26 protein-coding genes are annotated in these 26,712 nt (G+C 58.4%); 8 read left to right on the top strand and 18 right to left on the bottom strand.

Annotation, left to right across the window (positions count from 1 at the left end; all coding sequences use genetic code 11):
• Position 1: 1 nt before the first annotated feature.
• The 5 genes from HPDFL43_RS02070 to glpD are packed head-to-tail and all read right to left on the bottom strand — an operon-like array spanning position 2 to position 5,489.
• Positions 2-907 (bottom strand): carbohydrate ABC transporter permease, encoded by a 906-nt coding sequence (locus HPDFL43_RS02070; RefSeq protein WP_007199904.1) that lies wholly within the window; start codon positions 905-907, stop codon positions 2-4.
• Complete coding sequence (locus HPDFL43_RS02075; protein WP_007199905.1) at positions 907-1,794, bottom strand: carbohydrate ABC transporter permease; 888 nt, start codon at positions 1,792-1,794, stop codon at positions 907-909. Before HPDFL43_RS02075 ends, HPDFL43_RS02070 begins: the two co-directional genes overlap by 1 nt.
• 2 nt (positions 1,795-1,796) lie before the next feature.
• Positions 1,797-2,870: an ABC transporter ATP-binding protein gene (locus HPDFL43_RS02080; RefSeq protein WP_007199906.1), complete on the bottom strand. Its 1,074-nt coding sequence runs from the start codon at positions 2,868-2,870 to the stop codon at positions 1,797-1,799.
• A gap of 9 nt (positions 2,871-2,879) precedes the next feature.
• Positions 2,880-3,962 carry an ABC transporter ATP-binding protein gene (locus HPDFL43_RS02085; protein WP_007199907.1) on the bottom strand — a complete coding sequence of 361 codons (1,083 nt, stop codon included), beginning with the start codon at positions 3,960-3,962 and terminating at the stop codon, positions 2,880-2,882.
• Positions 3,963-3,971: 9 nt separating this feature from the next.
• Positions 3,972-5,489: a glycerol-3-phosphate dehydrogenase gene (glpD, locus tag HPDFL43_RS02090; RefSeq protein ID WP_007199908.1), complete on the bottom strand. Its 1,518-nt coding sequence runs from the start codon at positions 5,487-5,489 to the stop codon at positions 3,972-3,974.
• Positions 5,490-5,817: 328 nt separating this feature from the next.
• Between glpD and HPDFL43_RS02095 the strand changes: the two genes are divergently transcribed.
• Positions 5,818-6,579 carry an SDR family NAD(P)-dependent oxidoreductase gene (locus tag HPDFL43_RS02095; protein WP_040449524.1) on the top strand — a complete coding sequence of 254 codons (762 nt, stop codon included), beginning with the start codon at positions 5,818-5,820 and terminating at the stop codon, positions 6,577-6,579.
• A gap of 71 nt (positions 6,580-6,650) precedes the next feature.
• Here HPDFL43_RS02095 and HPDFL43_RS02100 read toward each other — a convergent pair whose 3' ends face one another.
• Genes HPDFL43_RS02100 through rfbF form a run of 4 tightly spaced genes read right to left on the bottom strand, consistent with a single transcriptional unit; the run spans position 6,651 to position 10,235 of the window.
• Entirely contained in the window at positions 6,651-7,874 is a 1,224-nt protein-coding gene (locus tag HPDFL43_RS02100) for a class I SAM-dependent methyltransferase (RefSeq protein WP_040448925.1), read from the bottom strand.
• Positions 7,871-8,419: a dTDP-4-dehydrorhamnose 3,5-epimerase gene (gene rfbC, locus HPDFL43_RS02105; RefSeq protein ID WP_007199912.1), complete on the bottom strand. Its 549-nt coding sequence runs from the start codon at positions 8,417-8,419 to the stop codon at positions 7,871-7,873. The genes HPDFL43_RS02100 and rfbC overlap by 4 nt, the downstream gene beginning before the upstream one ends.
• Positions 8,416-9,471, bottom strand: coding sequence for a CDP-glucose 4,6-dehydratase (rfbG, locus tag HPDFL43_RS02110; RefSeq protein ID WP_040449525.1), 1,056 nt, complete (start codon positions 9,469-9,471; stop codon positions 8,416-8,418). The genes rfbC and rfbG overlap by 4 nt, the downstream gene beginning before the upstream one ends.
• Positions 9,468-10,235 (bottom strand): glucose-1-phosphate cytidylyltransferase, encoded by a 768-nt coding sequence (gene rfbF / locus HPDFL43_RS02115; protein ID WP_040448927.1) that lies wholly within the window; start codon positions 10,233-10,235, stop codon positions 9,468-9,470. The genes rfbG and rfbF overlap by 4 nt, the downstream gene beginning before the upstream one ends.
• A 334-nt stretch (positions 10,236-10,569) precedes the next feature.
• On the opposite strand from rfbF, the gene HPDFL43_RS02120 reads away from it, so the two are divergent.
• From HPDFL43_RS02120 to HPDFL43_RS02135, 4 genes are all read left to right on the top strand, one after another.
• Positions 10,570-11,322 (top strand): glycosyltransferase family 25 protein, encoded by a 753-nt coding sequence (locus HPDFL43_RS02120; RefSeq protein ID WP_040449527.1) that lies wholly within the window; start codon positions 10,570-10,572, stop codon positions 11,320-11,322.
• 63 nt (positions 11,323-11,385) lie between these two features.
• The gene (locus tag HPDFL43_RS02125; RefSeq protein ID WP_007199916.1) at positions 11,386-12,177 is read left to right on the top strand and encodes an FkbM family methyltransferase; all 792 of its coding nucleotides are present in this window, start codon (positions 11,386-11,388) and stop codon (positions 12,175-12,177) included.
• A 6-nt stretch (positions 12,178-12,183) separates the two neighbouring features.
• Positions 12,184-13,059: an alpha-1,2-fucosyltransferase gene (locus HPDFL43_RS02130; RefSeq protein ID WP_040448929.1), complete on the top strand. Its 876-nt coding sequence runs from the start codon at positions 12,184-12,186 to the stop codon at positions 13,057-13,059.
• Positions 13,060-13,115: 56 nt separating this feature from the next.
• A complete protein-coding gene (locus HPDFL43_RS02135) occupies positions 13,116-13,928 on the top strand; it encodes an FkbM family methyltransferase (RefSeq protein WP_007199918.1) in 813 nt (270 codons plus the stop codon).
• A 3-nt stretch (positions 13,929-13,931) separates the two neighbouring features.
• On the opposite strand, the gene HPDFL43_RS02140 is transcribed toward HPDFL43_RS02135, so the two are convergent.
• From HPDFL43_RS02140 to HPDFL43_RS02175, 8 genes are all read right to left on the bottom strand, one after another.
• Positions 13,932-14,612: an FkbM family methyltransferase gene (locus tag HPDFL43_RS02140; RefSeq protein WP_007199919.1), complete on the bottom strand. Its 681-nt coding sequence runs from the start codon at positions 14,610-14,612 to the stop codon at positions 13,932-13,934.
• Positions 14,609-15,553: a GDP-L-fucose synthase gene (gene fcl, locus HPDFL43_RS02145; protein WP_007199920.1), complete on the bottom strand. Its 945-nt coding sequence runs from the start codon at positions 15,551-15,553 to the stop codon at positions 14,609-14,611. The genes HPDFL43_RS02140 and fcl overlap by 4 nt, the downstream gene beginning before the upstream one ends.
• On the bottom strand, positions 15,546-16,604 hold the full coding sequence (gene gmd, locus HPDFL43_RS02150; protein WP_007199921.1) for a GDP-mannose 4,6-dehydratase: 1,059 nt from the start codon (positions 16,602-16,604) through the stop codon (positions 15,546-15,548). Before gmd ends, fcl begins: the two co-directional genes overlap by 8 nt.
• Complete coding sequence (locus HPDFL43_RS02155; RefSeq protein WP_040448931.1) at positions 16,601-17,506, bottom strand: glycosyltransferase family 10 domain-containing protein; 906 nt, start codon at positions 17,504-17,506, stop codon at positions 16,601-16,603. Before HPDFL43_RS02155 ends, gmd begins: the two co-directional genes overlap by 4 nt.
• Positions 17,499-18,359, bottom strand: coding sequence for an FkbM family methyltransferase (locus HPDFL43_RS02160; protein WP_169743215.1), 861 nt, complete (start codon positions 18,357-18,359; stop codon positions 17,499-17,501). Before HPDFL43_RS02160 ends, HPDFL43_RS02155 begins: the two co-directional genes overlap by 8 nt.
• Positions 18,360-18,652: 293 nt before the next feature.
• Positions 18,653-19,573: a ribokinase gene (gene rbsK / locus HPDFL43_RS02165; RefSeq protein ID WP_007199924.1), complete on the bottom strand. Its 921-nt coding sequence runs from the start codon at positions 19,571-19,573 to the stop codon at positions 18,653-18,655.
• A 19-nt stretch (positions 19,574-19,592) separates the two neighbouring features.
• The gene (locus HPDFL43_RS02170) at positions 19,593-20,045 is read right to left on the bottom strand and encodes an RbsD/FucU family protein (protein ID WP_007199925.1); all 453 of its coding nucleotides are present in this window, start codon (positions 20,043-20,045) and stop codon (positions 19,593-19,595) included.
• 80 nt (positions 20,046-20,125) lie between these two features.
• Positions 20,126-21,190 carry an ABC transporter ATP-binding protein gene (locus HPDFL43_RS02175; RefSeq protein WP_007199926.1) on the bottom strand — a complete coding sequence of 355 codons (1,065 nt, stop codon included), beginning with the start codon at positions 21,188-21,190 and terminating at the stop codon, positions 20,126-20,128.
• Between the two features lie 252 nt (positions 21,191-21,442).
• Between HPDFL43_RS02175 and HPDFL43_RS02180 the strand changes: the two genes are divergently transcribed.
• The 3 genes from HPDFL43_RS02180 to HPDFL43_RS02190 all read left to right on the top strand — a co-directional run bounded on the left by HPDFL43_RS02180 (position 21,443) and on the right by HPDFL43_RS02190 (position 25,186).
• Positions 21,443-23,074, top strand: coding sequence for a substrate-binding domain-containing protein (locus HPDFL43_RS02180; RefSeq protein ID WP_040448935.1), 1,632 nt, complete (start codon positions 21,443-21,445; stop codon positions 23,072-23,074).
• Between the two features lie 71 nt (positions 23,075-23,145).
• Positions 23,146-24,252, top strand: coding sequence for a carbohydrate ABC transporter permease (locus HPDFL43_RS02185; RefSeq protein WP_007199928.1), 1,107 nt, complete (start codon positions 23,146-23,148; stop codon positions 24,250-24,252).
• 28 nt (positions 24,253-24,280) lie between these two features.
• Positions 24,281-25,186 carry a carbohydrate ABC transporter permease gene (locus HPDFL43_RS02190; protein ID WP_040449533.1) on the top strand — a complete coding sequence of 302 codons (906 nt, stop codon included), beginning with the start codon at positions 24,281-24,283 and terminating at the stop codon, positions 25,184-25,186.
• 31 nt (positions 25,187-25,217) lie between these two features.
• Here HPDFL43_RS02190 and HPDFL43_RS02195 read toward each other — a convergent pair whose 3' ends face one another.
• Positions 25,218-26,711, bottom strand: a complete 1,494-nt coding sequence (locus tag HPDFL43_RS02195; RefSeq protein ID WP_007199930.1) for an FGGY-family carbohydrate kinase — start codon at positions 26,709-26,711, stop codon at positions 25,218-25,220.
• Position 26,712: the final 1 nt, after the last annotated feature.

A 26,712-nucleotide genomic window follows, 5' to 3' on the forward strand; every position in this document is an offset into this window, starting at 1 on the left:
CCTATACCCGGCCCAGGGCAAAGCCCTTGGCGATGTAGTTGCGAACAAAATAGATCACCAATGCGCCCGGGATGATGGTCAGTACCCCTGCGGCGGCCAGCACGCCCCAATCGACACCGGAGGCTCCGACCGTGCGCGTCATGATCGCCGCGATCGGTTTGGCGTCCGTGGTGGTCAGCGTTCGCGCAATCAGCAACTCTACCCATGAGAACATGAAGCAGAAGAAGGCGGCGACCCCGATGCCTGATGCAATCAGCGGCATGAAGATCTTCACGAAGAACTTCGGGAACGAATAGCCGTCGATATAGGCGGTCTCATCGATCTCCTTGGGCACGCCGGACATGAAGCCCTCCAGGATCCAGACCGCCAGCGGCACATTAAACAGGCAGTGGGCGAGGGCGACGGCGATGTGGGTGTCGATCAGACCGAATGCCGAATAGAGCTGGAAGAACGGCAGCACAAACACAGCCGCAGGCGCCATCCGGTTTGACAGCAGCCAGAAGAACATGTGCTTGTCGCCCAGGAACCGGTATCGCGAGAAGGCGTAAGCGGCCGGCAATGCCACGCTGATCGAAATCACTGTGTTCATTCCAACATAGATCAGCGAGTTGATATAGCCCGAGTACCAGGACGCGTCGGTGAAGATCACGGCGTAATTGTGCAGCGTAGGCTCTGCCGGAAACAGCGTGAACGTCGACAGGATCTCCTGATTGGTCTTGAAGCTCATATTGATCAGCCAGTAAATCGGCAGCATCAGGAAGAAAATGTAGAGACCGGGCACCAGCCAGCGCGAGATGCTCTTTTTCGCAAAACGATTGCTGGCCCGCACATTGGAAGTGTCGATCACATTGGCACGCTGGTTCATCCGAGCCTCATTCACACCGGAGTGGTTGGTTTGACTGGTCATTAGTCTTCCACCCTCGCATCTGGTTTATCGACACCGACATTGCTCATGACCGTGAAGAAGACGTAGCAAACCGTGAGAACGATCAGCTGGTAGACCAGCGACATTGCGGCGGCCGGCCCGAGGTCAAACTGTCCGATTGCCTGCTTCACGAGATCGATCGACATGAATGTCGTGGAGTTGCCCGGCCCACCACCGGTCAAGACGAACGGTTCGGTGTAGATCATGAACGAATCCATGAACCGCAGCAGGAAGGCGATGATCAGGACGCCACGGATCTTCGGCAGCTGGATGTAACGGAAGACCGACCATTTCGACGCGCCGTCGATTTTTGCGGCCTGATAATAGGCTTCCGGAATGGAAACCAGACCAGCATAGCACAACAGCACCACAAGGCTCGTCCAGTGCCAGACATCCATCAGGATGATGGTGGCCCAGGCGTCGAAAACATTGCTGGCATAGTTGTATTCAATGCCAAGCTGATCGAGCGCGTAGCCCAAGAGACCGATGTCTGCGCGGCCGAAGATCTGCCAGATCGTTCCGACCACATTCCACGGAATAAGCAGCGGCAGAGCCATGAGAACAAGGCAGACGGGAACCCAGACTCCCTTCTTCGGCATGGTCAGCGCAATCGCGATCCCCAGCGGGATCTCAATCGACAGGATGATGAAGGAGAACAGCAGGTTTCGCGCCAGCGCATCCCAGAACCGGTCCGATCTCAGGACATCCTGAAACCACTCGGTGCCGGCCCAGAAGAACTGGTTGTTGCCGAAGGTGTCCTGGAACGAATAGTTGATCACCGTCATGATCGGAATGATGGCGCTGAGCGCCACCAGCACGAACACCGGAATGACGAACAGCCAGGCCTTGTTGTTATAGGGCTTATCCATCCTCAGGCTCCCGCTCTGACCAGGTGGGAATTCTCGTACACATTGATCCTGGCCGTTTCGAAGCTCAGCGTCGGATCGGCGGGCACTTCCTCATTCTCTTTCAGCAGTGCATTGATCGAATGGCCCTGCAGATTGGCCCGCACGATCTTGAAACGGCCGATGTTTTCGACGGCATCGATTTGAACGGGAAGGCCGTTCTTGTCGGATGACAGGGAGACAAATTCCGGACGAACGCCCAGTTCGGTTTTGGCGCTCGTGGTTTTGTAGCCAGCTGGAAGCTCAATCTGGATGTTGCCCACATTTGCGGTTTTGCCATTGATCTCGCACGGAATGACATTCATCCCCGGCGAGCCGATGAAGTAACCTACAAAGGTATGGGCGGGCTCGTTGAACAACTCTTCGGGCGTTCCGATCTGAACCACTTCACCTTCATACATTACCACCACCTTGTCGGCGAAGGTAAGCGCCTCGGTCTGGTCGTGGGTCACGTAGATCATGGTGTGGCCAAGTTGCCGGTGCAGGTCCTTGAGCTTGGTACGCAGCTGCCATTTCATGTGAGGATCGATAACCGTCAGCGGCTCATCGAACAGGATTGCATTGACATCGTAACGCACCAGTCCGCGTCCGAGCGAAATCTTCTGCTTCTCATCCGCCGTCAGGCCACGCGCGCGTCGATCTGCCTTGTCGGAGAGGTCGAGGACTTCAATCATGTCATTGACGCGCTGGGTGATTTCATCCTGCGGCACACGACGATTGATCAGCGGAAAGGCCAGGTTCTGACGCACCGTCATGGTGTCGTAGATGACCGGAAACTGAAATACCTGGGCGATGTTGCGCTCTTCAGGCTGCAAGTGGGTGACGTCCTGACCGTCGAACTTGATATGACCCTTTGAGGGCACGAGCAGGCCTGAAATGATGTTGAGCAAGGTCGTCTTGCCGCAACCCGAAGGTCCCAGCAGCGCGTAGGCTCCGCCGTCTTCCCACTGGTAGTCGATTTCCTTGAGCGCAAAATCCGCGTCCGTCTTGGGGTTTGCAGAATAGGAATGGGCCAGTTTGTCGAGAGTGATGCTTGCCATGACCGGACCTCAATTCTGACGATCGGAACCTGGGGCGGAAACCAGGTTCTTGTTGTGATCGAAGACAAACAGATGGTCCTGGTCGAGATAGGCGGGAATGTCGTCCCCGATCTCGACACGATGAACGCCATGCATCAGCGCAACCATGTGAATGCCCTTGCTTTGAAGATGAATGAAGCTCTCCGAGCCCGTTATCTCCGTGGTGGAAACTGTGCATTCAAGCTTCATTGATTTGCCTTGGGGCTGGTGCAACGACATGTGGTGCGGTCTTACGCCAATCGTGTAGTCACCATCCTGAAGACTTGCGACGGCGTCGGGAACGTCGATGCGGTTGGCGTTGAAGACAAACTCCGAGCCCGACTTGCGAACCGGCAGAACATTCATAGGCGGATCCGAGAATGTCTGCGCTGTCAGCAGATCGGATGGCCGGTTGTAGACATCGATCGTCTGATCGAACTGCGTGACCCGTCCCTCATGCAGGGTTGCGGTCTTGCCGCCCAGCAACAGGGCCTCCTGCGGTTCGGTTGTGGCATAGACAAAGATCGCACCGGTCTCGGCAAAAATCTTCGGCAGCTCCACCCTGAGTTCTTCGCGCAACTTGTAGTCCAGATTGGCCAAAGGCTCATCGAGCAGCACAAGCTCGGCATCCTTGACCAGCGCCCGTGCCAAGGCTGTGCGCTGCTGCTGGCCGCCGGAAAGGTTCAGTGGGGTCCGGTCCAGATAGGGGGACAGTTTCATCAGGTCTGCGGCTTCACGCACGCGGCGGTCTATCGTGGCGCCATCAACTCCAGCGACCCGCATCGGGGAGGCGATGTTTTCATAAACCGTCATGGCCGGATAATTGATGAACTGCTGGTACACCATCGCGACATTGCGCTTTTGAACCGGCATGCCAACGACATTGGTTCCATTCATCAGGATCTGGCCCGATGTGGGACGATCAAGCCCTGCCATCAGGCGCATCAGCGAAGTCTTGCCGGACAAGGTCGGGCCGAGCAGAATGTTCACCGAGCCCCTCTCAAGCGTCATCGACACATCGCCGATGTGCTGGCTTCTGCCGACCTTCTTGCTGACGTTTTTCATTTCCAGCATTTACAATTCCTACTCCGCTGCAAAATTCTGCAGTTGCTTGTGCTCACGCATGAAGGCGTCGAGACGGTCAGTCTGTTCCGGTGTGAAACGAATGCCAAGCTTGCTTCTGCGCCACACCACATCGGCAGCAGTTTGAGCCCATTCGTTCTTCATCAGGTAACGCACTTCCGCCTCGGTCAATCCATGACCGAACTCTTCGCCCAGATCCACATGGGACTTTGCCTCGCCGAGAATTTCAAGGGCTTTCAAACCATAGGAGCGTACAAGGCGCTCACTGTGGGATGTCTCAAGAAACGGATAGTGAGAGTGCACTTTTGAAAGAAGATCAGAAAATCCCGAGACACCGAACTCGCCGCCTGGCAGTACGCTTGCCTTCGTCCAGGGCACGCCCTTGCTGCCGATCGCCTCTTCCACCTTTGCCAGCATCGATTCCGCCAGCCGCCGGTATGTGGTGATCTTGCCGCCGAAGATGTTGATGACCTTCGGCCCTGCAGCGCCATCCGTGCGCAAGACATAATCTCGGGTTGCCTCCTGCGCCTTGGAGGCGCCGTCATCATAGAGCGGACGCACACCCGAATAGGTCCAGACGATATCGTCCCGGGTGACAGGTTCTTTGAAATACTGGCTGGCGCCAGCGCAAAGATAGGCGATCTCCTGATCCGATATTTTCACATCGGACGGGTCACCCTTGTAATCCTGATCCGTCGTGCCGATCAGCGTGTAATCCTGCTCATAGGGGATCGCGAAAAAGATCCGCTCATCCGAATTCTGGAAAAAATAGGCCTTCGGATGCGCGAACTTCTTGCGAACGACGATGTGGCTGCCCTGGACCAGGCGAACGTTGCGAGCCTGGTTCTCACCCATTGACGCCCTTAGAATGTCGTCAACCCATGGCCCGCCGGCATTGACAATCAGCCTTGCAGAAACCCGGCGCGTGACCCCGGTATCCGCGGCCTGGAGATCGATCTCCCACAGGTCGCTGGCCTTCTTCGCCGACACAACCTTGGTGCGTGTGAAAATCTCCGCGCCCTTTGCCTTTGCATCCATGGCATTGAGCACAACCAGGCGCGCGTCATTGACCCAGCAATCCGAATACTCGAAGGCCTTGGTGAACTGGTCTTTCAGCGGTCCGCCGGCGGCGTCGCGTCTCAGATCAAGCACCTTGGTCGCAGGCAAAATCTTCCGCCCGCCCAGATGGTCGTACAAGAACAATCCAAGGCGCAGCAGCCATGCCGGCCTCATGCCCTTGTGGTGCGGCAGCACAAAGCGCAGTGGCCAGATGATGTGGGGCGCCATGTTCAGCAAAACTTCGCGCTCGATCAGCGCTTCGCGAACGAGGCGGAATTCATAGTGCTCGAGATAACGAAGTCCGCCATGAATAAGCTTGGTGGACCAGGAGGAGGTTCCGGAGCCCAGGTCGCTCATCTCGGCCAGGCAAACGGAATAGCCACGGCCTGCCGCATCACGCGCAATGCCGCACCCATTAATCCCTCCGCCAACAACGAAGATATCGTAAATCTCAGACAAGAAACCCTCCCGGAACCGGCGCCGCTTCCTCCAAAGCGAAACCTGAGCCCAATGAAAGCGAAGATTATTCGAATGTCAAACGAAATCGCTCGAAGATGATGGTTGCATCTCAAGATCAGAGGCAACCGCTTGGTGATGCCCTTAAATTGGGCGCGCATTTTAATTGGGCAGGGAGTCGATGCTTCATACGGTGATCGCCTCGCACCATCTGCAAGTCGAATGCGAAAATTTCGTAGCTTTCGCGTTGCGTTCACTTGAACGATCACTACAAATGATCCTGATTGAGCCACTTTTCGGGCCGATTCCGTTCAAATTCTCCGAGGTCGCCATGCATCAGACAGGTTTTTCCAGGGACCTTTTCAAGGACAAGACCGTCGTCATAACCGGCGCAGGCCGCGGCATCGGGTTTTGCGTGGCCAATGTCTTTGCGAAGCTCGGTGCCCGTGTCATCGTCCACAGCGGGCGGGCCGGAACCGCCACGAAGTTTTCAGATACTGCAATTGAAGCCATCGAGGCGGATTTTCTCAGCCGGTCTGAAATCGGCAGCTTCGTTGAAGAGGTGGCCGCAAGAACCGGGACCATCGATGTGTTGATCAACAATGCGGGGACGATGCATGGCAGGTTTCCTGCAGGCGACCTGACAGATCAACAATATGACGATCTGGTCATGCTCAATCAGACCGCAGTTGTCATGGTGTGCCGCGGCCTGCTGCCAAAGCTTCGCGAGGCGGAAGATGCGTCTATCATCAACACCGTTTCCATATCCGCTAAAACCGGCGGCAGCCCCGGTTCGTCCATATACAGCGCAACCAAGGCCTTTGTTTCAACCTACACCAAGGCGCTGGCCCGCGAACTTGCACCTGACGGCATTCGCGCCAATGCAATTTCGCCCGGCACGATCGATACCGAGTTTCACGAAAGATATTCGTCCAAACAGAAGCTCGAAGGTACGAAGAGTGCAATTCCGCTCAAGAGGCTGGGCACTCCGGAAGACTGCGCACCGGCCTTCGTGTTTTTGGCAAGCAATCAGCTGTCAGGTTACATCACCGGGCAGGTTCTCGAGATCAATGGCGGACAACTGATCGCTTGATGTGGCTTGGTTGGCCTTTGCACAGGATCTCCTGCGCCGCTTGTGCGTTCGAATTTTACGTACGTCACCACTTACATAATGATTAGTTCGGGCACCGCGACGACGAACCTGGTGCCTTTTGCCGCCAGATGCGCGTTCTGGGAGCGCACCTCTTGGGCGATGTTCCACGGCAGGATGATCAGATAATCGGGCCGCCGGCTCTCAAGAACGGCGGGATCGAGTATCGGGATATGACTGCCGGGCATGAACTTGCCGATTTTCGCCGCTGCCGCGTCGCAGATGAAAGGCAGCAGATCGGGCTTGATGCCGGCATAGTTGAGCAATGTGTTACCCTTGGCCGCTGCACCGTAGCCCGCCACGCTTCGACCCTCCCGTCTGGCCGTCAGCAGAAACTCGATGAGTCCGTTCCTGACCGCCTCGGTCTTGGCCTGAAAACCTTCATAGTAGTCAGCAGTTGCCATTCCGCGCCTGGTTTCCTCGGCCAGAACGGCGTTCACGGCCGGCGCTTCGACATGGCTCGCCCCGGAATGGCAGCCATAGACCCGGAGGCTGCCGCCGTGAGTCGGCAATTCATCAACGTCGAAAATGCGCAAGCCGGCTTGTGCAAAGATCCGCGCCACCACCATCAGCGAGAGATAGGAAAAATGCTCGTGATAGATGGTGTCGAACTGGCTGAACTCCACAAGCCGCATCAGATGCGGAAACTCGAGCGTGACCACGCCGCCGGGCTTCAGAGCGCGCGCGAGCCCAGCTGTAAAATCATTGATGTCGGGCACATGGGCAAAGACATTGTTGCCGGCGATCAGGTCAGCCTGTCGGCCTTCCTGCACCAGCCTGGCGGCAAGCTCGGCGCCGAAAAACGCTTGCAGCGTGGGCACGCCGATGGCTTCGGCCGCCGCCGCCGTACTTGCGGTTGGCTCAATCCCCAGACAGGGAATGCCGTGTTCGACGAAGTTGCGCAACAGATAGCCGTCATTGGAGGCAACCTCGATCACAAAGCTGTCGGGGTTTAGTCCGAACCGCGCGGTTACTTTCTCGCAATAGGCCTGCGCGTGCGCCAGCCAGCTGCGTGACGTGGAGGAGAAATAGGCGTAATCGGCATCAAAAACGGTGTCTTCCGCCACATAGTCCTCGGTTTGCACCAGATGGCATTCGCCGCAGACCAGAACGCGCAACGGGTAACAGGTTTCCGGCTTTTGCAAATCCGGCTCGGACAGATAGGCATTGGAGGGTGGCGCGCTGCCAAGGTCGACAAAGCACTGTGTCAGTGGAGCATGGCAATGACGGCATTTCATGGCGTGACCGGATCCAGCGCAAGCAGCCCGGGATGTGCCTTGTCGCGTTCCGAGAGCGTCGAGACTGGCAGCGGCCATGCCACGCCCACGCTCTCGTCGTCAAAGCGCAATCCACCCTCATGCTCGCGCTGATAGGGCACCGAATGGCAGTAGAGCACTTCGGTGTCCGGCAACAGCGTCTGGAAGCCATGCGCCACGCCCTCGGGAACATAGACCATCGCGCCGCTTTCGGGTGTCAGTTCGACCGAGGTCCATTGCCCGAAGCCCGGAGATCCAGATCTGAGGTCAACCAGGACATCGAACATTGCTCCCTTGAGGCAACGCACCAGCTTGGCCTCCGCAGCCGGCGGGCGTTGAAAATGCAGGCCACGCAACGTGCCGACACGTGCGCTGTGCGAGACATTCATCTGTGCCCAGCTCGTGGCCAGACCATGCGCGGAAAATTCACTGGTGCAGAACATCCGGGCGAATGAGCCGCGCTCGTCACCGATCCGTTCTGGATCAATGCGAAAAGCGCCTTCGATGGAAAGGGCGGAAAAGATCATCCTGCTTCGAAGTCCGCGATCTGTGCGAGGCTGATGTCGAGTGGTGAGGCTCCATTCCGGACGGCATGGTACCAGCCGATCGTTTGGTCAACGGCGATCTCGAAAGGCCATTGCGCGGACCAGCCCAGATGTTGTCGGGCAAGGTCACTGGCAACTGCCAGCAGACCGGCTTCATGCGGTGCCTTTGTGTCCGAAACATCGCGCCATTGATCTGCCGCGGCTCCAGGCCAAGCGTCCAGCGCCCGCTTTGCCAGATCCATCACCGTCCGCAAATTGTCCGCCGCCGGGCCGAAATTATAGGCCCGGTCATGGGCGCTGTCGCCGTGGAGCATCTCGGCCAACCGGAGGTATCCCGACAGCGGCTCGAGCACATGCTGCCATGGCCGCACGGCGGACGGGTTGCGTACGTCAATGGTCTTGCCGGCTTCAAGCGCCCTGATGATATCGGGCACAATCCGGTTTTCTGAATAGTCACCCCCGCCAATCACGTTTCCTGCACGCGCCGTCGCCAGCCGCAACTTGCCCTCCGCGGCATAGGAATCGCGCCAGCTCTGGACCAGGATTTCCGTTGCCGCCTTGGACGAACTGTAGAGATCATGGCCACCAAGCGGGTCTGTCTCGCGGTAAGGATACTCCCACTCCCGGTTCTCGTAGACCTTGTCGGTGGTTATCACGATGACGGTTGCCGACCTGCCGCCCTGCCGCAGCGCATCAAGCAGATGCAAGGTGCCGCCCACATTGGTTTGCCAGGTCTCAACCGGTGCTTCATAGGAGCGCAACACCAGCGATTGGGCGGCAAGGTGAAAAACGACTTCGGGTCTGACCTGCTCGACCCGCCGCAAGACCGTTGGCCCGTCGCGGATGTCGCCAAGTCCGTGATCAAGCCGGGTTTCGAGGTTCATCAGGTCAAACAGGTTGGGATCAGTGTCCGGCGCCAGCGCCAATCCGTAGACATCTGCACCCATTTTTGTCAGCCAGAGTGACAGCCAGCTTCCCTTGAAGCCGGTGTGCCCGGTAACCAGCACCCGGCGGTCTTTCCAGAAGTCTGTCATGCCCAGATTTTCCAAGGCGGCCGTTCGCTCGCCCATTGCCGTTCCAGGCTTTCCTTATCGCGGAGCGTGTCCATGGAGGCCCAGAAGCCCCTGTGCTTCCAGACCGCCAATTGATTGTCTGCAGCAAGAGTTTCCATCGGTGCACCCTCCAGGACGACGTCGTCCCCGGAGATCCGGTCGATGATCGACGGTTCGCAGACAAAGAACCCGCCACTGACCCAACGCCCGTCGCCGCGCGGTTTCTCCAGAAACTCCGTTGCCCGGTCCTGCTCAATCTCCAATGCTCCGAAGCGCCCGGTCGGCTGTACAGCGGTGATCGTCGCCTGGACGTTCTGCTTGCGGTGAAAATCCACCACGTCGGAGATGTTGAGATCGGTTACGCCGTCGCCATAGGTCAGGCAGAAAGTGTCATCGAGGTGATCGCGTACACGGCGCAGACGGCCACCGGTCTGGGTTTCGGCCCCGGTGTCGACCAGTGTCACCTTCCAGGGATCGGCGTAGCGCTGGTGCACCTCCATCGAGTTCTGGGACAGGTCGATCGTCACATCCGACATATGCAGGAAGTAGTTGGCGAAATATTCCTTGATCAGATAGCCCTTGTAGCCACAGCAGATGACGAATTCAGTGATGTTGTGCGCACCATAGATCTTCATGATGTGCCACAGGATGGGTTTGCCACCGATCTCGATCATCGGTTTCGGCCTGAGATGCGACTCTTCACTGATCCGCGTTCCAAGGCCTCCGGCCAGTATGACTGCTTTCAATGACACGACACGTGTTCCCCCGATCCGAGCTGCCCTCGGGCTTTGATCCTCTCAAAATGGCAGTGCCAGGCTGACTGAGTCGCACCGATTTGGCTTGTTCGACTGGAAAATGCACCAGCCATCGTCCATCCGCAACGTCAAGCAGGCCGATGCGCGCGATGGAGGAGGGTTATCAACCGACAAACGGGCCTGATTGGCCCTTGCCGTGATCAAAGCCGGTCGTTTACAACAACGCTCGGCATTCCCATGGGGTCTTGCAGGCGCCACCGCTGGAGGGTCAGCGCAGGCTTTTGATGCGCGTGGGCCAGCAAGGGCGCTTAAGAACAGCATGAACATGAACGGTGACATTGAGGCATTTATCATTCACCTGGCCCGTGCCACGGCACGGCGGCCGCAGGTCGATCACTTGCTTAAGGCCTGCCCGGTGCCGGCACGGGTACTCGACGCAGTTGACGGGCGGGCGATGTCCGAGGCCGAAATCGATGCTGTCTATTCACGCAAGAGCATGCATGCCCCGCATTATCCCTTCGAGATGACGGCCGGCGAGGTCGGTTGCTTCCTGAGCCACCGCAAGGCCTGGCAGGCAATTGTCGCTTGCGGACGTGACGCAGGGCTGGTGATCGAGGACGATGTTGAAATCGATGCGGATGTGTTTGCCACAGCACTGGAGTTCGCCCGGGAACACGTCTCCGCCCATGGCATCGTACAGTTTCAGGTGCGCAGGATTGCTGAGCCAGGCCCGCTTATTGCCTCCACTGACGCAGTGGTTCTCGCCCGCCCGATGATCATTCCTCTAAGAGCCTCCTGCACACTCTATTCGCGCTCTGCGGCTGAACGGCTGTTGGCGCAGACCGGACGGTTCGACCGGCCGATTGATGGCCATGTGCAACTGCACTGGGTGACCGGGCTGAGGCCGTTGATTGCGGTCCCGTCGGGCGTCCGCGACAAGGCGGCAGATATCGGCGGCACCACGATCCAGGCCCGCAATGTGCCGTGGCGCCAGCGGCTGCGGCGAGAGCTGTTGCGGCCGATTTACCGTGCCCGTGTTTCAGCGCTTTCGAGACGTCACGACCAGCCTCCGGAATGAATAGCGACGACTGGTTCCTGCGGTGGCTGGACCGGCCAGGCGGAATGGGATATCCAGCCGCTCATGTCCGCCATTGATAACGTCATTGCTGCCTTTATACCCTCCGGCCTCGCGCTTTCGCTGGCCCGGCGGCTGATGAAGTCTGCCGGTCTGGGCCATGGTGGGATTGTCGCCAAGTCTGGTGAAATGAAGGCCGTGGCCGCGGCCCTTTCCCAGGCGGGTGTAAACACCAGTGCCCCTTTGCTTTTCGATGTCGGCGCCAATATCGGCGAATGGACGCTGGCCGCTAAGCAGATGTGGCCTGATGCCGAAGTCCATGTGTTCGAGCCCTCAGCCAAACATCTGGAAAGGCTTGGACCGGCAATTGCCGGTCTCAAAAGCCTCAGCATCAACCCGGTTGCGCTTGGTGCAGAAGCAGGTGAGGCGACGCTCTACAAGAATGCCGGCATTACCGGTCTTGCTTCAATGACCAAGCGGGACCTCACCTATATCGGACTCACTATGGACCTGAGCGAAACAATACGGGTCGAAACGCTCGATCATTATTGCGTTGAGAAGGGTGTTTCCTCGATCGATCTGCTCAAAATTGATGTCGAGGGCCATGAGCTCGATGTGCTCAGGGGCGGATTGTCGTTGCTTGATCAGCGAAAGATTGCTGTCGTCCAGTTCGAATTCGGCGGCTGCAACATCGATACACGGACCTTCTTCAAGGATTTTTTCGATTTCTTTGATCATCGCGGCTATGCGCTCCACATTATCGGACCTGGAGGCAGGCTCAATCCGGTCACGCGTTATCGCGAGTTCAACGAGCAGTTCTCGACGACGAATTATGTTGCTATCCGGCGGAAGGGGTAGGCTTTTATGACAGTCCGGCGTGTGATCTCCCGTATGCATGGCGGGCTTGGCAATCAGCTTTTCCAGTATGCGGTCGGCCGTGCAGTTGCCTTGCGCACCGGCTCGGAACTGCTGCTCGACACCCGTGAGTTCACCAGTTCCAATCCGTTTCAGTACGATCTTGGGCATTTTTCGATCCAGGCGAAGGTCGCCAACAGCAGCGAGCTGCCGCCCGGCAAGAACCGGCCGCTGGCTTACGCCTGGTGGCGCAAGTTTGGTCGGTCACCGCGCTTTGTGCGTGAGCAGGACCTTGGCTACAACGCTCGGATCGAGACGATTGAGGCCGACTGCTATCTGCACGGCTATTTCCAATCCCAGAAATATTTTGAGGACATCGCGTCAATCCTTTGGAAGGATTTGTCATTCAGGCAGGCTATCAGCGGCGAAAACGCCTCCATGGCCGAGCGCATCCAGAGCGCTCCCTCGGTCTCGATGCATATCCGGCGCGGAGATTATCTGACATCTGCCAAGGCTCGCTCCACCCATGGTGCGCCGGATCTCGGTTACTACGGGCGGGCCCTCGGTGAAATCCGCGCGCGTTCCGGTAGCGATCCCGTTGTCTATCTGTTTTCCGACGATCCAGACTGGGTCCGCAACAACATGAGGATGGATGCAAACCTCGTCACCGTGGCCATCAATGATGGCAAGACGGCCTTTGAGGACCTGCGTCTGATGAGCCTTTGCGACCACAACATAATCGTCAATTCTACCTTCTCCTGGTGGGGTGCCTGGCTTAATCCTTCGCTGGACAAGATTGTGGTGGCACCTAAAAGATGGTTTGCCGACCCCAAACTGTCCAATCCCGATATCACACCACCGGGCTGGTTGCGGCTGGGCGATTGACCCGGGCGGATTGATGCGCCAAACGTGGGCCAACTAAGCCAATGGGGTCCCGAATCATGCAACTTGACTATGCCTTCAAGGCGTTTCTCAGCCGCTTACGGGGAGAGAAACGCCACGGCCCCTATTCTTCGAAGCATTTCAGACTTGTGCTTGATCTGACCAAAGTCAGAAACAAGGCGCTTGCTGAACCGGATCCGCAAATCAAGGCGTTTCTTTTATACGCCATTTCCTTTGGTGCTCTTTCACACTCGCAAATTTTTCAGGACGCGTTCGTGCATTGGGCACTCGGCGGGAAACGGGATGGATATTTCTGTGATTTTGGGGCAACCAATGGTGTTGCACTTTCCAACAGCTATGCCCTTGAAAACAATTTCGGCTGGACCGGAATTTGCGCTGAACCGGCCACAAGCTGGCATGAAGACTTGCGCAAGAACCGGCCAGGCATAATAACTGAAACACGATGTGTCTGGGCTCGTAGCGGTGAGCGTCTAACATTTTCGGAGAGTGTCTCACGTGAATTGTCCACGCTGACCCAGTTCGAAAGTGCAGACAATCACGCACGGCATCGTCGGGGGGCCAAGACCTACGAAGTCGAAACAATCTCGCTCAACGACATGTTGGAGCAGCACAACGCCCCGGAAAAGTTTGACTATCTGTCAATCGATACCGAAGGTAGCGAGCTCGACATACTCAGGGCCTTTGACATAAAGCGCTGGCGCCCGGCAGTCATTACCGTTGAGCACAATTATACCGCCAACCGGCAGCCCATCTGCGACCTTCTGGTCGCCGCTGGTTACCGCCGCGTTCTGCCGGAAGTGTCGTTGTATGATGATTGGTATGTGGAAGAGCGTGTTCAGCTGCCAGGCTGAGTGTTATCCCATCTTCCTGTAGATCGCGTTCATGTGGTTCTTTCGCACCGCCGTCGCTCGCTTGAAACCATGCTCCTCAAGCCACGGCTCAAGTTCGGACAACAGAACGCCGCCCTCATAAACGGGCTCTACAGAGACTTCGCTTTCGAGGTAGTCGATCGCGGCAAGCGTGCGCTTGGCGCCTTGAAGACACATGAGTTCTGCGCCCTGTACATCAAGCACCAGAACATCAATTGTTTCGGGAGGAATGCCCACATCATCAAGAGCTGCATCTAGCGTCCGCATCGGCAGTTCCAGTACCTCACCGGTTTCGCGGACTTGCGGAAAGCGCTCGTTTTCGCCTCGCTTCATCTTGAAAATTGAATTGGAAGAGCCGTCATTGTCAAACAGGTGGAATTCGGCCGTGCCGCCGTCTACCCCGCCGACAAGCGCCCTGACCGCGATGTGCCGTGTGCGTTTTTGACCTGTCAGCCGGCAGAACAGGCTTCGAGGTTTTTGCTCCATGCTCGCGAGGTGGGTTTGCAGGGCAGCAAAGATATCGGGCGCCGCCTCAAACCAAACCACGGTAGCTGCGCCCCAGTTCTGATAGTGTTCGGCTTCTTCGCCATAGTGGGCGCCGACATGGACAACTGTCTTGTTGCGCAATGTACGGCCGCGCATCAAAAGATACCGCAGAATGTTCATGCTGCAATGTTCCGAAATTCTGCCACTGTTCTGGCAATGCCGACCTCAAGTGCGATTGCCGGTTGCCAGCCCATGGCCCCAAGGCGGGTTGAATCCATGAGCTTGCGCGGCGTACCGTCGGGCTTTGAAGGATCAAGATCTATTGAACCTACGTAACCAGACGCCCGTGCGATCATCAGCGCAAGATCGCGGATCGTCACTTCTTGGCCGCTGCCGACATTGACGTGGTCATGGCCGGAGTAATGCTGCATGAGGAAAACAAGAGCATCGGCGCAATCATCGGCATGCATGAATTCGCGAAGCGGCGTGCCGCTGCCCCACAGCGTGATTGACGGCGCGGCTGCGGCTTTTGCCTCGTATACCTTGCGGATCAGCGCTGGCAGCACATGGCTGGTGGCCAGGTCGTAATTGTCACCGGTTCCATAGAGGTTGGTTGGCATGGCCGATATGAAATCCGCGCCATGTTGCTTGCGATAGGCCTGGCAGAGCTTGATACCGGCGATCTTGGCCACGGCGTACCACTCATTGGTTGGCTCCAGCGGGCCAGTCAGCAATTGATCTTCAGCAATCGGCTGGTTGGCAAATTTGGGATAGATGCAGGAAGAGCCCAAAAACAGCAGTTTCTCGACCTTGTTGTGGTGTGCGGCCTGAATAATATTGGCCTCGATCATCAGGTTCTCATAGAGAAAATTGGCGGGCAGTGTGTCATTGGCCAGTATGCCACCGACCTTGGCTGCGGCAAGAAACACTGCATCGGGTTTGTTGTCTGCAAACCAGGCTTCGACCGCACTCTGATTGACAAGATCGAGTTCGGAACGCGTTGCCGTGAGAACTGCGCAGTTTTCGCGTGCAAGCCGACGGGCGATGGCGGATCCCACCATGCCGTTATGACCGGCGACATAGATCCGCTTGCCTGACAGTGAATAGCGCCTGTCACCCATTCTTCTCAGCCTCCTTGAGATCGGCTTCCGCCATCTCGGCAACCAGATCTGGGAAGGACGTCAGCGGTGTCCAGCCGAGCTTCTGCTTGGCCTTGGAGGCGTCGCCCAACAGGGTCTCTACCTCTGTGGGGCGGAAATAGCGCGGATCGACTGACACAATGACCTTGCCTGAGGGATCGCGGCCAACTTCGTCAACGCCTTGACCTTCGAAATTGATGGTCATGCCAAGGGCCTGGGCAGCGGCCAGTACAAAGTCGCGCACCGAATATTGAACGCCGGTGGCGATGACGAAATCCTCCGGCTCGTCCTGCTGCAACATCAGCCATTGCATCTCGACGTAGTCGCGCGCGTGGCCCCAATCGCGCAGCGCGTCTAGATTGCCCAGTTTGAGAACATCCTGCTGGCCCAGCTTGATGCGCGCCAAAGCCCGGGTGATCTTGCGGGTCACGAAGGTCTCTCCGCGCAGCGGGCTTTCATGGTTGAAGAGTATGCCGTTGCAGGCATAGAGCCCGTAGGCCTCACGGTAGTTCACCGTGATCCAATAGGCATAAAGCTTGGCCACGCCATAAGGAGAGCGCGGATAGAACGGCGTGCGTTCAGTCTGTGGCGTTTCCTGCACAAGCCCGTAGAGCTCAGAGGTTGAAGCCTGGTAGAATTTGCTCTTGTCGGCAAGACCCAAAATGCGGATGGCCTCGAGCAGCCGCAACGTGCCCAGCGCATCGGAGTTTGCGGTATACTCCGGCTCCTCGAACGAAACAGCGACATGGCTCTGCGCGGCCAGATTATAGACCTCGTCCGGCTTGGTCTGCTGCAGGATATGGGTGAGCGAGGAGGAATCCGTCATGTCGCCGTGATGCAATACAAACTGGCCCGAGCGGCCGTATTCGCCATCAAAAAGATGATCGATCCGAGCGGTGTTGAACAGTGATGTCCGCCGCTTGATGCCATGCACCTGGTACCCCTTGGACAACAGGAATTCGGAGAGATAAGCACCATCCTGTCCTGTTACACCGGTAATAAGGGCGACCTTGGGTGAAGAATTCTGGGTCATGATTGAGACGTTTTCCTTCGGGCGGCGGTTTGCACTATGCGTGCCGCCGCTTCTTCATGATTGGCGTAGCTGGCAGCCTTTTCCTTGTTCTTGGCAACAAATTCAAGGCGCGCGCGGTAATCCGCTTCAGACGTAGTTCCAATAGCTGTCTTTATATCTTCAAGTGAATCGCAGATCAGCATGCCGCCCGGCTCGAAAATCTGATCGATATCCTGCGCACCCCAATAGATTGGAACGGTTTCGCATAGCAGGCAATCGATCAGTTTTTCGGTGAAATAGCCCGGCTCGCGCACATTCTCGATGATCACGGAATAGCGGTAGGGCGCAAGGCCGTCGGATTTTTGGTCAAACGGTGCATAGCCGCGCCCCAGGATCTCCGCATCTACCCCTTTCTCGCGGATCCAGGCGACCACCTGATGGCGCAGCTTGTGGCCTGGATAATAGGTCTTGCCCGAGGCAATCAGCGAGATCATTGAGGTCTTTTCGATACTAAGATCACGGTATTCCGGCACCCATGTGGAGCCAAAAAGGTAGCGTTCTCCATTCGGGAGCCGTGCGAGCAGCCTGGGATTGCAGCTCAGAACCCTAAAGAACCTCCACCACAATACCTTCAGCCATGCCATATTGCGACCATGTACAGCCTCCGGTTCGACCACCATGACTGAGACCTGAGCGCGTACGCCGGGCCGAGGCATGTAGAGCAGCTGAGAGCTCACATAGCAAATGATGTGATCGTTCGGCCCCATGTTTGCGACGGTTCCGTGCTGAAGCCGCGCAGGTCGACCGATCGGCCACGAGAGATCATCAAGGCTCATGTTTGCCAGGCGCGGGCTTAGCTTGGTACCATAGGGGATGATCGCGACAACCGGGGCCTCGCTTTCGCGGCAGACCGTTTCAGTCATCATCAAGCCTGTAGAGCGAATTGTTGCGCGTGCGGCCGGTGAGGTGATAGCCATGGCGCGCGAACGCCGCAGCGCACTGAGGATAATCAGACCCGGGCTCTGGATACTCGATTACAATCCGGCGTGGCAGCATCGACCGATCAATGCTATCCAAGAACGGTGGTAGCGCCTTGTCCTCATGGCCTTCGATGTCGATCTTGAGCACATCTACGCGCGTGATACTCGCCTCTTCGAGTAGCGATGCAAGCCGCCGGACCGGAATCGGCCCGTCACCGGTTTCCTCCAACGCGACAATGGCGTCGTCATTCTTGCGCACCGTCAATTGACCCGAACCATCCCGATCGCTGACAGCTGAAGCGAGGGCAGTCACATTGTTCAGCCCGCTGAGTGACGCGTTGCGCTTCAGCCTCTCGATCATCAACGGATTTGCATCGATGGCCACGCATCTCCCATTCGGACCGGTCGCGGCCGCCAATGGTAGGCTGTAAAGCCCAATGTTGCATCCGATGTCGACAGCTACGCCGCCATCAGAAAGGCCGCCCAGCAGAAAATCAATATCTTCGGCATTGTATGTAGGATTAAGCAGGATGCCGTATTCGATCAGGTTTCGGCCACCTTCGAGCCGGAACACCACGTCACGGAACCCGACATCAAACGCCTTGTTTCCGCCCAGTAGGAACACCAGCCGGCTGATGGATGCGCGGAAAACACCTCGGCGCAGCGGTGTGGCGCGGGTGAAAGCGATCATCCACCGCTGGAGCGGGTTCGCCCGACGGTTCTCAAGTTCGGGCGCTGCGGCACCTTTTGCGACCCATCTGCCCTGGTCTAGCGGCTTCCAGTCCGATCCGTTCATGACCGCACCTGAAGGTTGTTCGGTACGCCTTTCTTTGCGCCACAGGCTGTCCATGTCATGATCTGCCTGGCAGATGGGTTCGCTGACAAGGTCTTTTCTAAGTGTGTTCCAGCCAAAATCTGCGCCCCGGTTGCGATTGCCCCGTTCCACAAAATGTTGTCGTCCCGGTGGCATCCTTCTATTGCGCGACCCTACCGCCGCTGTAAAGCCTGACGCCCGGCGAGAGTGGAAAAACTGTCTAACTGTCAGCGTTATCGGTGTCGAAGTTGCCGGCGCCGGCCTAAGATTTGGCTTCAGGCCTTGGCGAGAAGCGCATCGATTTCCGCGGAGGACGGCATTGCCGGTGCGGTTCCGGCGCGGGTGACCGAGATCGAGGCGGTGGCGCAGCCGTAACGGACGGCCGAAACCGGATCGAGACCGCGGGCAAGAGCTGCGGCAAAGCCGCCATTGAACGCGTCGCCCGCGCCGGTTGTTTCCTTGACCGGCCCGGCGTTGAACGCAGGCACATGAACGCTCTGGCCGCCCGCATGATAGAGCGCGCCCTTCTCGCCGAGCGTGATCACCGCGGCCTTCGCGCCCATTGCAATCAGCTTCTGAGCCGCCAGAGAGGCTTCCTCGAGCGTTGTGACCGCAAGGCCGGTCAGCGCTTCTGCCTCGGTTTCATTAGGTGTCACGTAATCGCACAATCCCAGCATGCCGTTCGGCAGCTTAGCGGCGGGGGCCGGGTTGAGAATGGTCTGCACGCCGCTGGACCGGGCGATTTCCAGCGCTCTGTAGGCGGCATCCAACGGCTGTTCGAGCTGGGTGACGAACACCGAGGCGCTGCCGATGAGATCTGATCGTGCCTCGATATCGCCAGGCGAGATCTGCCCGGCCACGCCGGGGCAGACGATGATGGCGTTGTCTCCGGTCTGCGCCTCGACAAAGATGTAGGCCGCACCGGTATAGCTGTCGTCATGCTTGGTGATGGCAGCGGTCACGCCGGCCTGTTTCCAGGTTTGCAGCGCCATGTCTGCGAATGTGTCGCGCCCCAACCTGCTGATGAAATGGGTTTCCACTCCGGCCCTGGCCGCAGCCACAGCCTGGTTCGAGCCCTTGCCGCCCGGCCCGAGCGCAAAGTTCTCACCCATGATGGTTTCACCCATGCGCGGTGCGCGGGCGGCGCGGTAGGCGGTGTCGGCAACGAACACGCCGAGGACAACGACTTTCGACATGGCAGTATGTTTCCTGTTCCTAGGCGTCCGGCGGGATCACGCCCTTGCGGAACATGAAGCAGCCATAGAACCGCCGTTCCCCGGTCTGGATCACCGCATAGGCCTGCTTGGCCAGATCGTAGAAGGCAAAACGCTCGATGCTGACCATTGGCCGTGGGGTGCCTTCCGCCGCATTGATCGCCTGCTGCACTTCCATCTGCACTGGAGGCACCTCGTCCGGATTGCCGACAATCTCCATGCGTCCGGCGAAATCATCGACAAATGTATCGAGCGGCAGCACCGAAAGCACCGCTTCTGCGGCCTGCCCGGCGGTCAGATTGTCCATGCGCAACAGATCGCCGATCACCGTCTGGCGGGCGATCGAATCGGATGGGAAATTCGTGTCGGCGATAATCAGTGTGTCCCCGTGACCCATTGCACGAAGCGCATAAAGCACTTCCGCATTCAGTCGCGGATCAAGTCCCTTGAGCATAGTGTCCTCCCTTGCGTGGCTGTTTCGGTCCGCCATCTCCTCACCGGATCATGCGATCCGGCCGGTCGTTGTTCAAGTCGTCATTCGAGCCGCAATCCCGTGCCCGTGTCAAACAGGTGCGCCATCTCGGCCTGGGGGCGCAGCCTGATCGTGTCGCCTGGCCTAATGGACCTGCGCTCCCTCAGAACCACGATGATTTCGCGGCCCGCCGCACGCAGAACCAGATGGGTTTCCGACCCGGTCGGCTCGACCACAGCCACCTTTGCCTCAAAGCCGGTATCATCGAGAAGCAGGTGCTCCGGACGGATTCCGAAGGTTATCCTGCGGCCTTCATCAAGCCCGTCCATGTTCGGCGCTTCAAGCGAAACGCCTTCTGCCACGACGAACGGCTGCCCGTCCTTGTGTTCAACCACGCCCTCGATCAGGTTCATCGACGGAGAGCCGATGAAGCCAGCGACAAACATGTTGGCAGGCCGGTCATAAAGCTCCAGCGGCGCACCCTGCTGCGAGATATGCCCGTCGCGCATGACCACGATCTGGTCGGCCATGGTCATGGCTTCGATCTGGTCATGGGTGACATAGACAGTCGTTGTCGACAGCCGTTGATGCAACTCGCGGATTTCGGTGCGCATTTGCACTCTGAGCTTGGCGTCGAGATTGGACAGCGGCTCGTCGAACAGGAACACTTGTGGTTCGCGCACAATCGCCCGGCCCATGGCAACGCGCTGGCGCTGGCCGCCCGAGAGTTCGCGTGGATAGCGTTTGAGATAGGGTTTGAGGCCGAGGATCTCGGCCGCAGTGGCGACCCGCTGATCGATTTCAGCTTTCTCCATGCGCTGCATCTTGAGCGCAAATCCCATATTTGCGGCCACCGTCTTATGCGGATACAGCGCGTAATTCTGAAACACCATGGCGATGTTGCGTTCGGCAGGCGGTAGATTGTTGACCACCCGTCCGCCGATGCTGATCGTGCCGTCCGTCACGCCTTCGAGGCCGGCCAGCATCCGCAACAAGGTCGATTTGCCACAGCCAGAGGGCCCCACAAGCACAACAAACCGGCCATCCGGAATATCGACATCAACACCGTGGATGACTTCCACCGACCCGTAGGCCTTGTAGAGTTTCTCGATCCTGACGTCTGCCATGCCGCCCCCTCTGTTTACACTGACACTGTTTGGCCAAGTGGTAACGCAGGTTCAGGGCTCTGTCCATCATCTAGTCATACTAGCATGTTAGATGCTTGACAGCTTGGTTGAAGGCTGAAATGTTTTCATTCTGTCCGGCACATCCGGACCCGGGTGTTGGGACAATCAAGGCGTTAAACGACCAAGATCGTGGTCGGGCAGCCTCCCTGGCCCGGACCGCTGGAGGAGCGGATAACGCTTGGGAGGTGTTTCATGAAAGTTGATTTGTACGAACATGCAGTCCGGGTGGCGATGAGCCGCCGCCGACTGCTTCAGGGCACGGCTGCAGTTGGCAGCATGGCCGCATTGGGTGGACTTGGCGTGAAAACCGCCGCTGCGCAGGACAATATCCGCGCGGAAATCCTGAAGATACCCGGCGTGGGTGCGGGATCTCCGACCGATGCCGATTGGCAGAAGGTCGGTGAATTGTGCCTGGCCACAACCAAGGCAAATGTCGCAGAAGGTGAGTTCGAAGGTGTAGAGCTGACCTTCATGGGTCTCAACAACCAGAATCTTCACAACTTCCTGTTCCGCGGCTTCCTGAAGCCTTGGGAAGCCTACACGGGCGCCAAGATCAACTGGATCGATCTTGCACAGGCCGATTACAACGCGCGTCTGCAGCAGTCGATCGCCACCGGCACGGTGGATTTCGACATCCTGGAAATGGGCGCACCGTTCGAGGGTGATACTGCCGGACGCGGCCTTCTCGACGAGATGCCGGACTGGGTGGCCGAACAGATTGAAGCCGACGATTTGGTGGGCTATCTCAAGGCGCCGGTGGGCACCTGGGATGGCAAGACCTACCGGGTCACCATCGATGGCGACTGCCACACATTTGCCTACCGCACCGACTATTTCGGTGAAGGCGGCATCGGCGGTGCCGAAGTGCCGAAGACTTGGCAGCAGATCAATGCCGTCACCAAGGATCTTGCTGGCAAGACCGACCCGCTGACCGGTCTGCCTGCCCACGGCTATCTTGACCCGCTCAAGGGCTGGGGCGGTTTCGGCTTCTATTTCGTCGCCAACCGCGCAACGGCCTATGTGAAGCATCCTGATGAGGCAGCCTGGTTGTTTGAGCCGGACACGATGAAGCCGCTGGTCAACAATCCCGGTTGGGTGCAGGCGTTCCAGGACGTCATGGACCTGATCGCAACGGAAGGCGCCTATCCGGCTGACCAGATCAACGCCGACCCCGGCACCACGGCCTTCAGCCAGTTCCTCGCCGGAACCGGTTCGATGCTGATGTGGTGGGGCGATGTGGGCTCGTCGGCACGCACCTCCGACACTTCGGTGGTCGGCGATGTGGTTGGCTTCGGCATCAACCCTGCCTCTGAGCGCCGCTACAACTGGCGCTCCGGAGCATGGGAAGAGGAAATGAACGAGGCGCCAAGCATGGCTTACATCGGCTGGGGTGTTTATGTCACCAGCCGGGTCTCGGGAGACGAGAAGAAGCGCAAGGCAGCCTGGTCGGCTGCAGCCCATCTCGGCGGCAAGGATCTGTCGCTCTGGACGTCCGCCTATCCGTCCGGCTTCCAGCCCTACCGCAACAGCCACTTCAACTACGAGGAGTGGGAAGCGGCAGGTTACGACCGGGCCTTTGTTGAAGACTATCTCGGTTCAAACCGCGACAGCTACAACCACCCCAACGCTGCGATTGAGCCGCGAATCCCCGGCATCTTCCAGTACTATTCCGTGGCCGAGGACGAACTGGCCAAGGGCTTTGCCGGACAGTATGGCTCGGCTCAGGAAACCGCGGATGCGATTGCTGCCGCCTGGGAGAAGATCACCGACCAGATCGGCCGGGAAAGCCAGATCGCGCTCTACAAGGCCTCGTTGGGCATGTAGTCCGCCAGTCTGAAAATGACGCCGGCGGTGCGAGCCGCCGGCGTATTTCATGAAATACGGGGCATGCGCAGTTGGCTGAGCAGGGCGATTTCCTTCACGTTGTCACAACCGACAATCTCACCGATCGCAGGATTGCGCTCGGCCGTGCCATGATTTGGGGGTCGGCGGGCTTCCTGGCCGTGGTCGCACTCGTGCAGACCCTTCAGGAAACCGGATATGCCGACTTCGGCTTCTCCACCTGGCGGCCGACGCTCTATGCCTATGTGCTCTGGGCGATCTGCCTGTGCTGGGGCCAGGTGCTGATCCGCGGCGAACGCGGAAAGCGCGTGCTTTTCGTTCTGCCCGCGGCACTGTTCGTGATCTCGATGGTGGTGTTTCCGCTGCTGTTCGGGCTGGTAATCGCCTTCTCAGACTGGAACCTGTCATCGCCGACGGGCCGGACGTTCAACGGTCTCGACAACATCCGCCAGATGTGGACCGATGATTTCTACTGGAATGCAATGGCCAACATGGTGCGCTACACGCTGGCGATCATCGTTGAATATGCCATCGCCTTCGGGCTTGCACTTCTGCTCAACTCGCAGATCCACGCCCGCAAATTCTTCCGTGTCGCCTTCCTGATGCCGCTGATGCTCTCGCCGGTGGCGGTGAGCTGGATGATCGGCAAATCGATGATGGAGATCCGCTTCGGCCCGATTGCCCGGCTTGCGCGCGAACTGGGTTGGGCCTCGCCCTCCTTCTTCGGCTCGCCGGAGATGGCGCGCTTCACCATCATGGTGATGGATGCCTGGACCTACATTCCCTTCATGATGATCATGATTCTGGCCGGACTTCAGGCGATCCCCAGGGACATCCAGGAAGCGGCGAAGGTGGATGGGGCGAGATCCTGGCGTGGGTTCTGGGAAGTCACTTTCCCGCTGATGCTGCCGGTCTCGATAACCGTGATCCTGATCCGCATCATCTTCAAACTCAAACTTGCCGACATCATTATCAATGTCACTGCAGGCGGTCCCGGCGGCGCCACCGACAGTGTCACCAGCTTCATTTTCCGGGAATACCGCGACCGCTCCAATGTCGGTTACGGAACGCTGTTGGCGATGGTCTATCTGGTGCTGATCGTGATTGCGATCACCATCGTGATGAAACTCACTGACCGCTGGGCGCGGCCGCGCTATTGACCGGGGAGGGAAAACAGTGAGCCAGCAGATATTCCACGACAGCCCGGCCGACCTTGGCCACAAGGTCAAATGGTTCTCCGGCCGCTTTGCGGTTTACAGCGTGCTGATCCTCTGGGCGATCATCTGCCTGTTTCCGATCTACTGGACCATCACCACCTCGTTCAAGATGGCGCCTGACGTGATGCGCGGAAACCTGATCCCGTTCTGGGATTTCCAGCCCAAATGGCTGGGCTGGAAATCGCTCGGCCTGTCACCCGACACGATCAATGCCGAATCCACGGTGCGTGAGGAGTTCCTCAAGCGCTTCTACAATTCGGTGATCACCTCGCTCTCGGCCTCCGCACTTGCAGTCTTTCTTGGCTCGCTTGCAGCCTACGGCCTGTCGAGGTTTTCCTACCGCTTCGGCTTCATGCGCAACTCCGACATCTCGTTCTTCTTTTTGAGCCAGCTGATCCTGCCGCCGGTGGTTCTGGCGCTGCCATTCCTTGTGCTCTACAAATCACTGGCGCTGCTCGACACCCGCATCGGGCTGATCCTGCTCTACACGCTCACCGTGCTGCCGATCGTGATCTGGATCATGCGTGATCAGTTCGCCGGCATTCCCAAGGAGCTTGAAGAGGCGGCCCTGGTTGATGGATTGTCAATCTGGGGCGCTTTCGCCACCATCGTCATGCCGATTGCGCTTCCGGGAATGGTCGCGGCCTTCATCCTGTCGCTGGTGCTGACCTGGAACGAATATTTCTTCGCAGCCCTGCTGACCTCGACCCACGCCAACACCCTGCCGGTGATGGTGGCCAGTCAGACCGGCAGCCAGGGCATCAGCTGGTGGTCCATGGCAGCCCTGTCGTTTGCCGCGATCTTGCCGCTTATCGCCATCGGCATCCTGCTCGAGCGCTACATCATCAAGGGCATGGCCGCCGGTGCGGTGAAGTAGGGAGTGGCCTCAGACAGCCGGAGACTCCGGCTTACTCCACGCGCCCCAACTCGGCCATGATGACCTTTGTCTGTTCATAGAGCCTGAGGAACAATGGATATTGCCGCGCGTAGGCCGCGTGGTTCTCGGCCTTGACGATTTCTCCCACTGGGTTCCACGTCGCCATATCGTCCGGCTGTGCCTGCCCTATTGCGAGTGCTGCCAGAAAGGCGTCACCATAAGAAGCGCCGGTGGTTACGCTGCAGACGATCTGGTCGAGGCCGGAAAGATCCGAAGTGGCCTTGAGCCACGGACGGTTTCTGGTTCCACCGCCCACCGCCAGCACTCGCGCCGGCCGTTGCCCGGCCTCGGCATAGGTGTCGGCGATGTGCCTTGTGGCCGAGGCTATGCCCTCGAGCACGGCGCGGTACATGTCGCCCCGGTCATGGGTGAGATCGAGACCGAAAAATGTGCCCTTGGCATTCGTGTCATGGATGGGTGTTCGTTCGCCCGAAAAATAGGGCAGGCAGATCAATCCCTTCGCTCCGGGCGGCGAGGCCTCGGCCTCCTTTGCCAGCACCCCGAAGGCCTCATCGCGTGAAAGCTCGCGGGCGAACCGGTCACGGAACCAGTGAGTCAGAGTGCCCGATGTGGCAAGCCCCGCCATTGCAGCGTGCTCACCGGGGAACAGCCAGGGCGCATGCCACAGCCGCGCGTCGGACAGGGGTTTGTCGGAAAGCAGAATGATGAAGATGGTTGAGCCATACATCATCATCATGTCGCCCGGTTGCCGCACGCCGACACTGACGGCTTCCGCCGCTGCATCTATGGTGCCGCAGGTTACCGGCGTTCCCGGCGCCAGCCCGGTTTCAAGGGCGGCGGCTTCCGTGACATGGCCTGCAATTTCGGTCGACCACATCAGTTTCGGCAGCAGCTCCGGTGGGCAGAAATCGCAAAGATCGAAACACCAGTCCTGCCTTGCAATGTCATAGATCGGCGAGAAATTTGCGGCCGTGTAATGGTCGATCGCATAGGTCCCGGTGAGCCGGTAGGTCATATAGCTGGTGGAATTGAGAATCTTGGCGGTCTTCGCCCAAAGCTCTGGATGGTTGCGCTTGAACCACAGGATCTTGGGTCCGACCGATTGCGAGGTCAGTGCATTGCCGCAGCGCTCAAGAATTGCGTCGGCGCCAATTTCGGCATTGAGGTCCTCGATCTCGCGCGCCGCTCTGGTATCGACACCATAAAGCACGCCGTTGATCAGTGGCGCGCCATCCCGATCGACCGGCAGCATGCAGGGCCCGATCGCCGAAGTCGCGACCGCACGGATCTCCGACGCGTCAACGCCACTGTCAGCGATCAGCTTTCTGGTGATGAAAACGAAGTCGCCCCACCAGTCTTCTTCCGCACGGTGTTCGGCCCAGCCTGGCCGCGGCACGATCATCTCGTGCGGCCGCGCGGCCTGCGCAACGATCCGCCCGCCATCCTCCACCAGCACGCCCTTGGATTCGAACGTGCCGATATCAACACCCAGCGTGTAGCCCATC

Origin of the sequence: Hoeflea phototrophica DFL-43, assembly GCF_000154705.2 — a bacterium.
In the GTDB taxonomy this organism is placed as follows: Bacteria; Pseudomonadota; Alphaproteobacteria; order Rhizobiales; family Rhizobiaceae; genus Hoeflea; species Hoeflea phototrophica.

Excerpts from the sequence above, each read along its gene's own strand:
- HPDFL43_RS02160 (WP_169743215.1), bottom strand. The coding sequence starts at position 18,359 with ATGAACGGATCGGACTGGAAGCCGCTAGACCAGGGCAGATGGGTCGCA.
- HPDFL43_RS02195 (WP_007199930.1), bottom strand. The coding sequence starts at position 26,711 with ATGGGCTACACGCTGGGTGTTGATATCGGCACGTTCGAATCCAAGGGC.
- HPDFL43_RS02130 (WP_040448929.1), top strand. The coding sequence starts at position 12,184 with ATGACAGTCCGGCGTGTGATCTCCCGTATGCATGGCGGGCTTGGCAAT.
- HPDFL43_RS02155 (WP_040448931.1), bottom strand. The coding sequence starts at position 17,506 with ATGACTGAAACGGTCTGCCGCGAAAGCGAGGCCCCGGTTGTCGCGATC.
- rbsK (WP_007199924.1), bottom strand. The coding sequence starts at position 19,573 with ATGTCGAAAGTCGTTGTCCTCGGCGTGTTCGTTGCCGACACCGCCTAC.
- HPDFL43_RS02070 (WP_007199904.1), bottom strand. The coding sequence starts at position 907 with ATGACCAGTCAAACCAACCACTCCGGTGTGAATGAGGCTCGGATGAAC.
- HPDFL43_RS02120 (WP_040449527.1), top strand. The coding sequence starts at position 10,570 with ATGAACGGTGACATTGAGGCATTTATCATTCACCTGGCCCGTGCCACG.
- HPDFL43_RS02170 (WP_007199925.1), bottom strand. The coding sequence starts at position 20,045 with ATGCTCAAGGGACTTGATCCGCGACTGAATGCGGAAGTGCTTTATGCG.
- HPDFL43_RS02075 (WP_007199905.1), bottom strand. The coding sequence starts at position 1,794 with ATGGATAAGCCCTATAACAACAAGGCCTGGCTGTTCGTCATTCCGGTG.
- HPDFL43_RS02175 (WP_007199926.1), bottom strand. The coding sequence starts at position 21,190 with ATGGCAGACGTCAGGATCGAGAAACTCTACAAGGCCTACGGGTCGGTG.
- HPDFL43_RS02085 (WP_007199907.1), bottom strand. The coding sequence starts at position 3,962 with ATGCTGGAAATGAAAAACGTCAGCAAGAAGGTCGGCAGAAGCCAGCAC.
- HPDFL43_RS02135 (WP_007199918.1), top strand. The coding sequence starts at position 13,116 with ATGCAACTTGACTATGCCTTCAAGGCGTTTCTCAGCCGCTTACGGGGA.
- HPDFL43_RS02100 (WP_040448925.1), bottom strand. The coding sequence starts at position 7,874 with ATGAAATGCCGTCATTGCCATGCTCCACTGACACAGTGCTTTGTCGAC.
- HPDFL43_RS02095 (WP_040449524.1), top strand. The coding sequence starts at position 5,818 with ATGCATCAGACAGGTTTTTCCAGGGACCTTTTCAAGGACAAGACCGTC.
- rfbG (WP_040449525.1), bottom strand. The coding sequence starts at position 9,471 with ATGACAGACTTCTGGAAAGACCGCCGGGTGCTGGTTACCGGGCACACC.
- HPDFL43_RS02180 (WP_040448935.1), top strand. The coding sequence starts at position 21,443 with ATGAAAGTTGATTTGTACGAACATGCAGTCCGGGTGGCGATGAGCCGC.
- rfbC (WP_007199912.1), bottom strand. The coding sequence starts at position 8,419 with ATGATCTTTTCCGCCCTTTCCATCGAAGGCGCTTTTCGCATTGATCCA.
- HPDFL43_RS02140 (WP_007199919.1), bottom strand. The coding sequence starts at position 14,612 with ATGAACATTCTGCGGTATCTTTTGATGCGCGGCCGTACATTGCGCAAC.
- HPDFL43_RS02080 (WP_007199906.1), bottom strand. The coding sequence starts at position 2,870 with ATGGCAAGCATCACTCTCGACAAACTGGCCCATTCCTATTCTGCAAAC.
- HPDFL43_RS02125 (WP_007199916.1), top strand. The coding sequence starts at position 11,386 with ATGTCCGCCATTGATAACGTCATTGCTGCCTTTATACCCTCCGGCCTC.
- fcl (WP_007199920.1), bottom strand. The coding sequence starts at position 15,553 with ATGGGTGACAGGCGCTATTCACTGTCAGGCAAGCGGATCTATGTCGCC.
- gmd (WP_007199921.1), bottom strand. The coding sequence starts at position 16,604 with ATGACCCAGAATTCTTCACCCAAGGTCGCCCTTATTACCGGTGTAACA.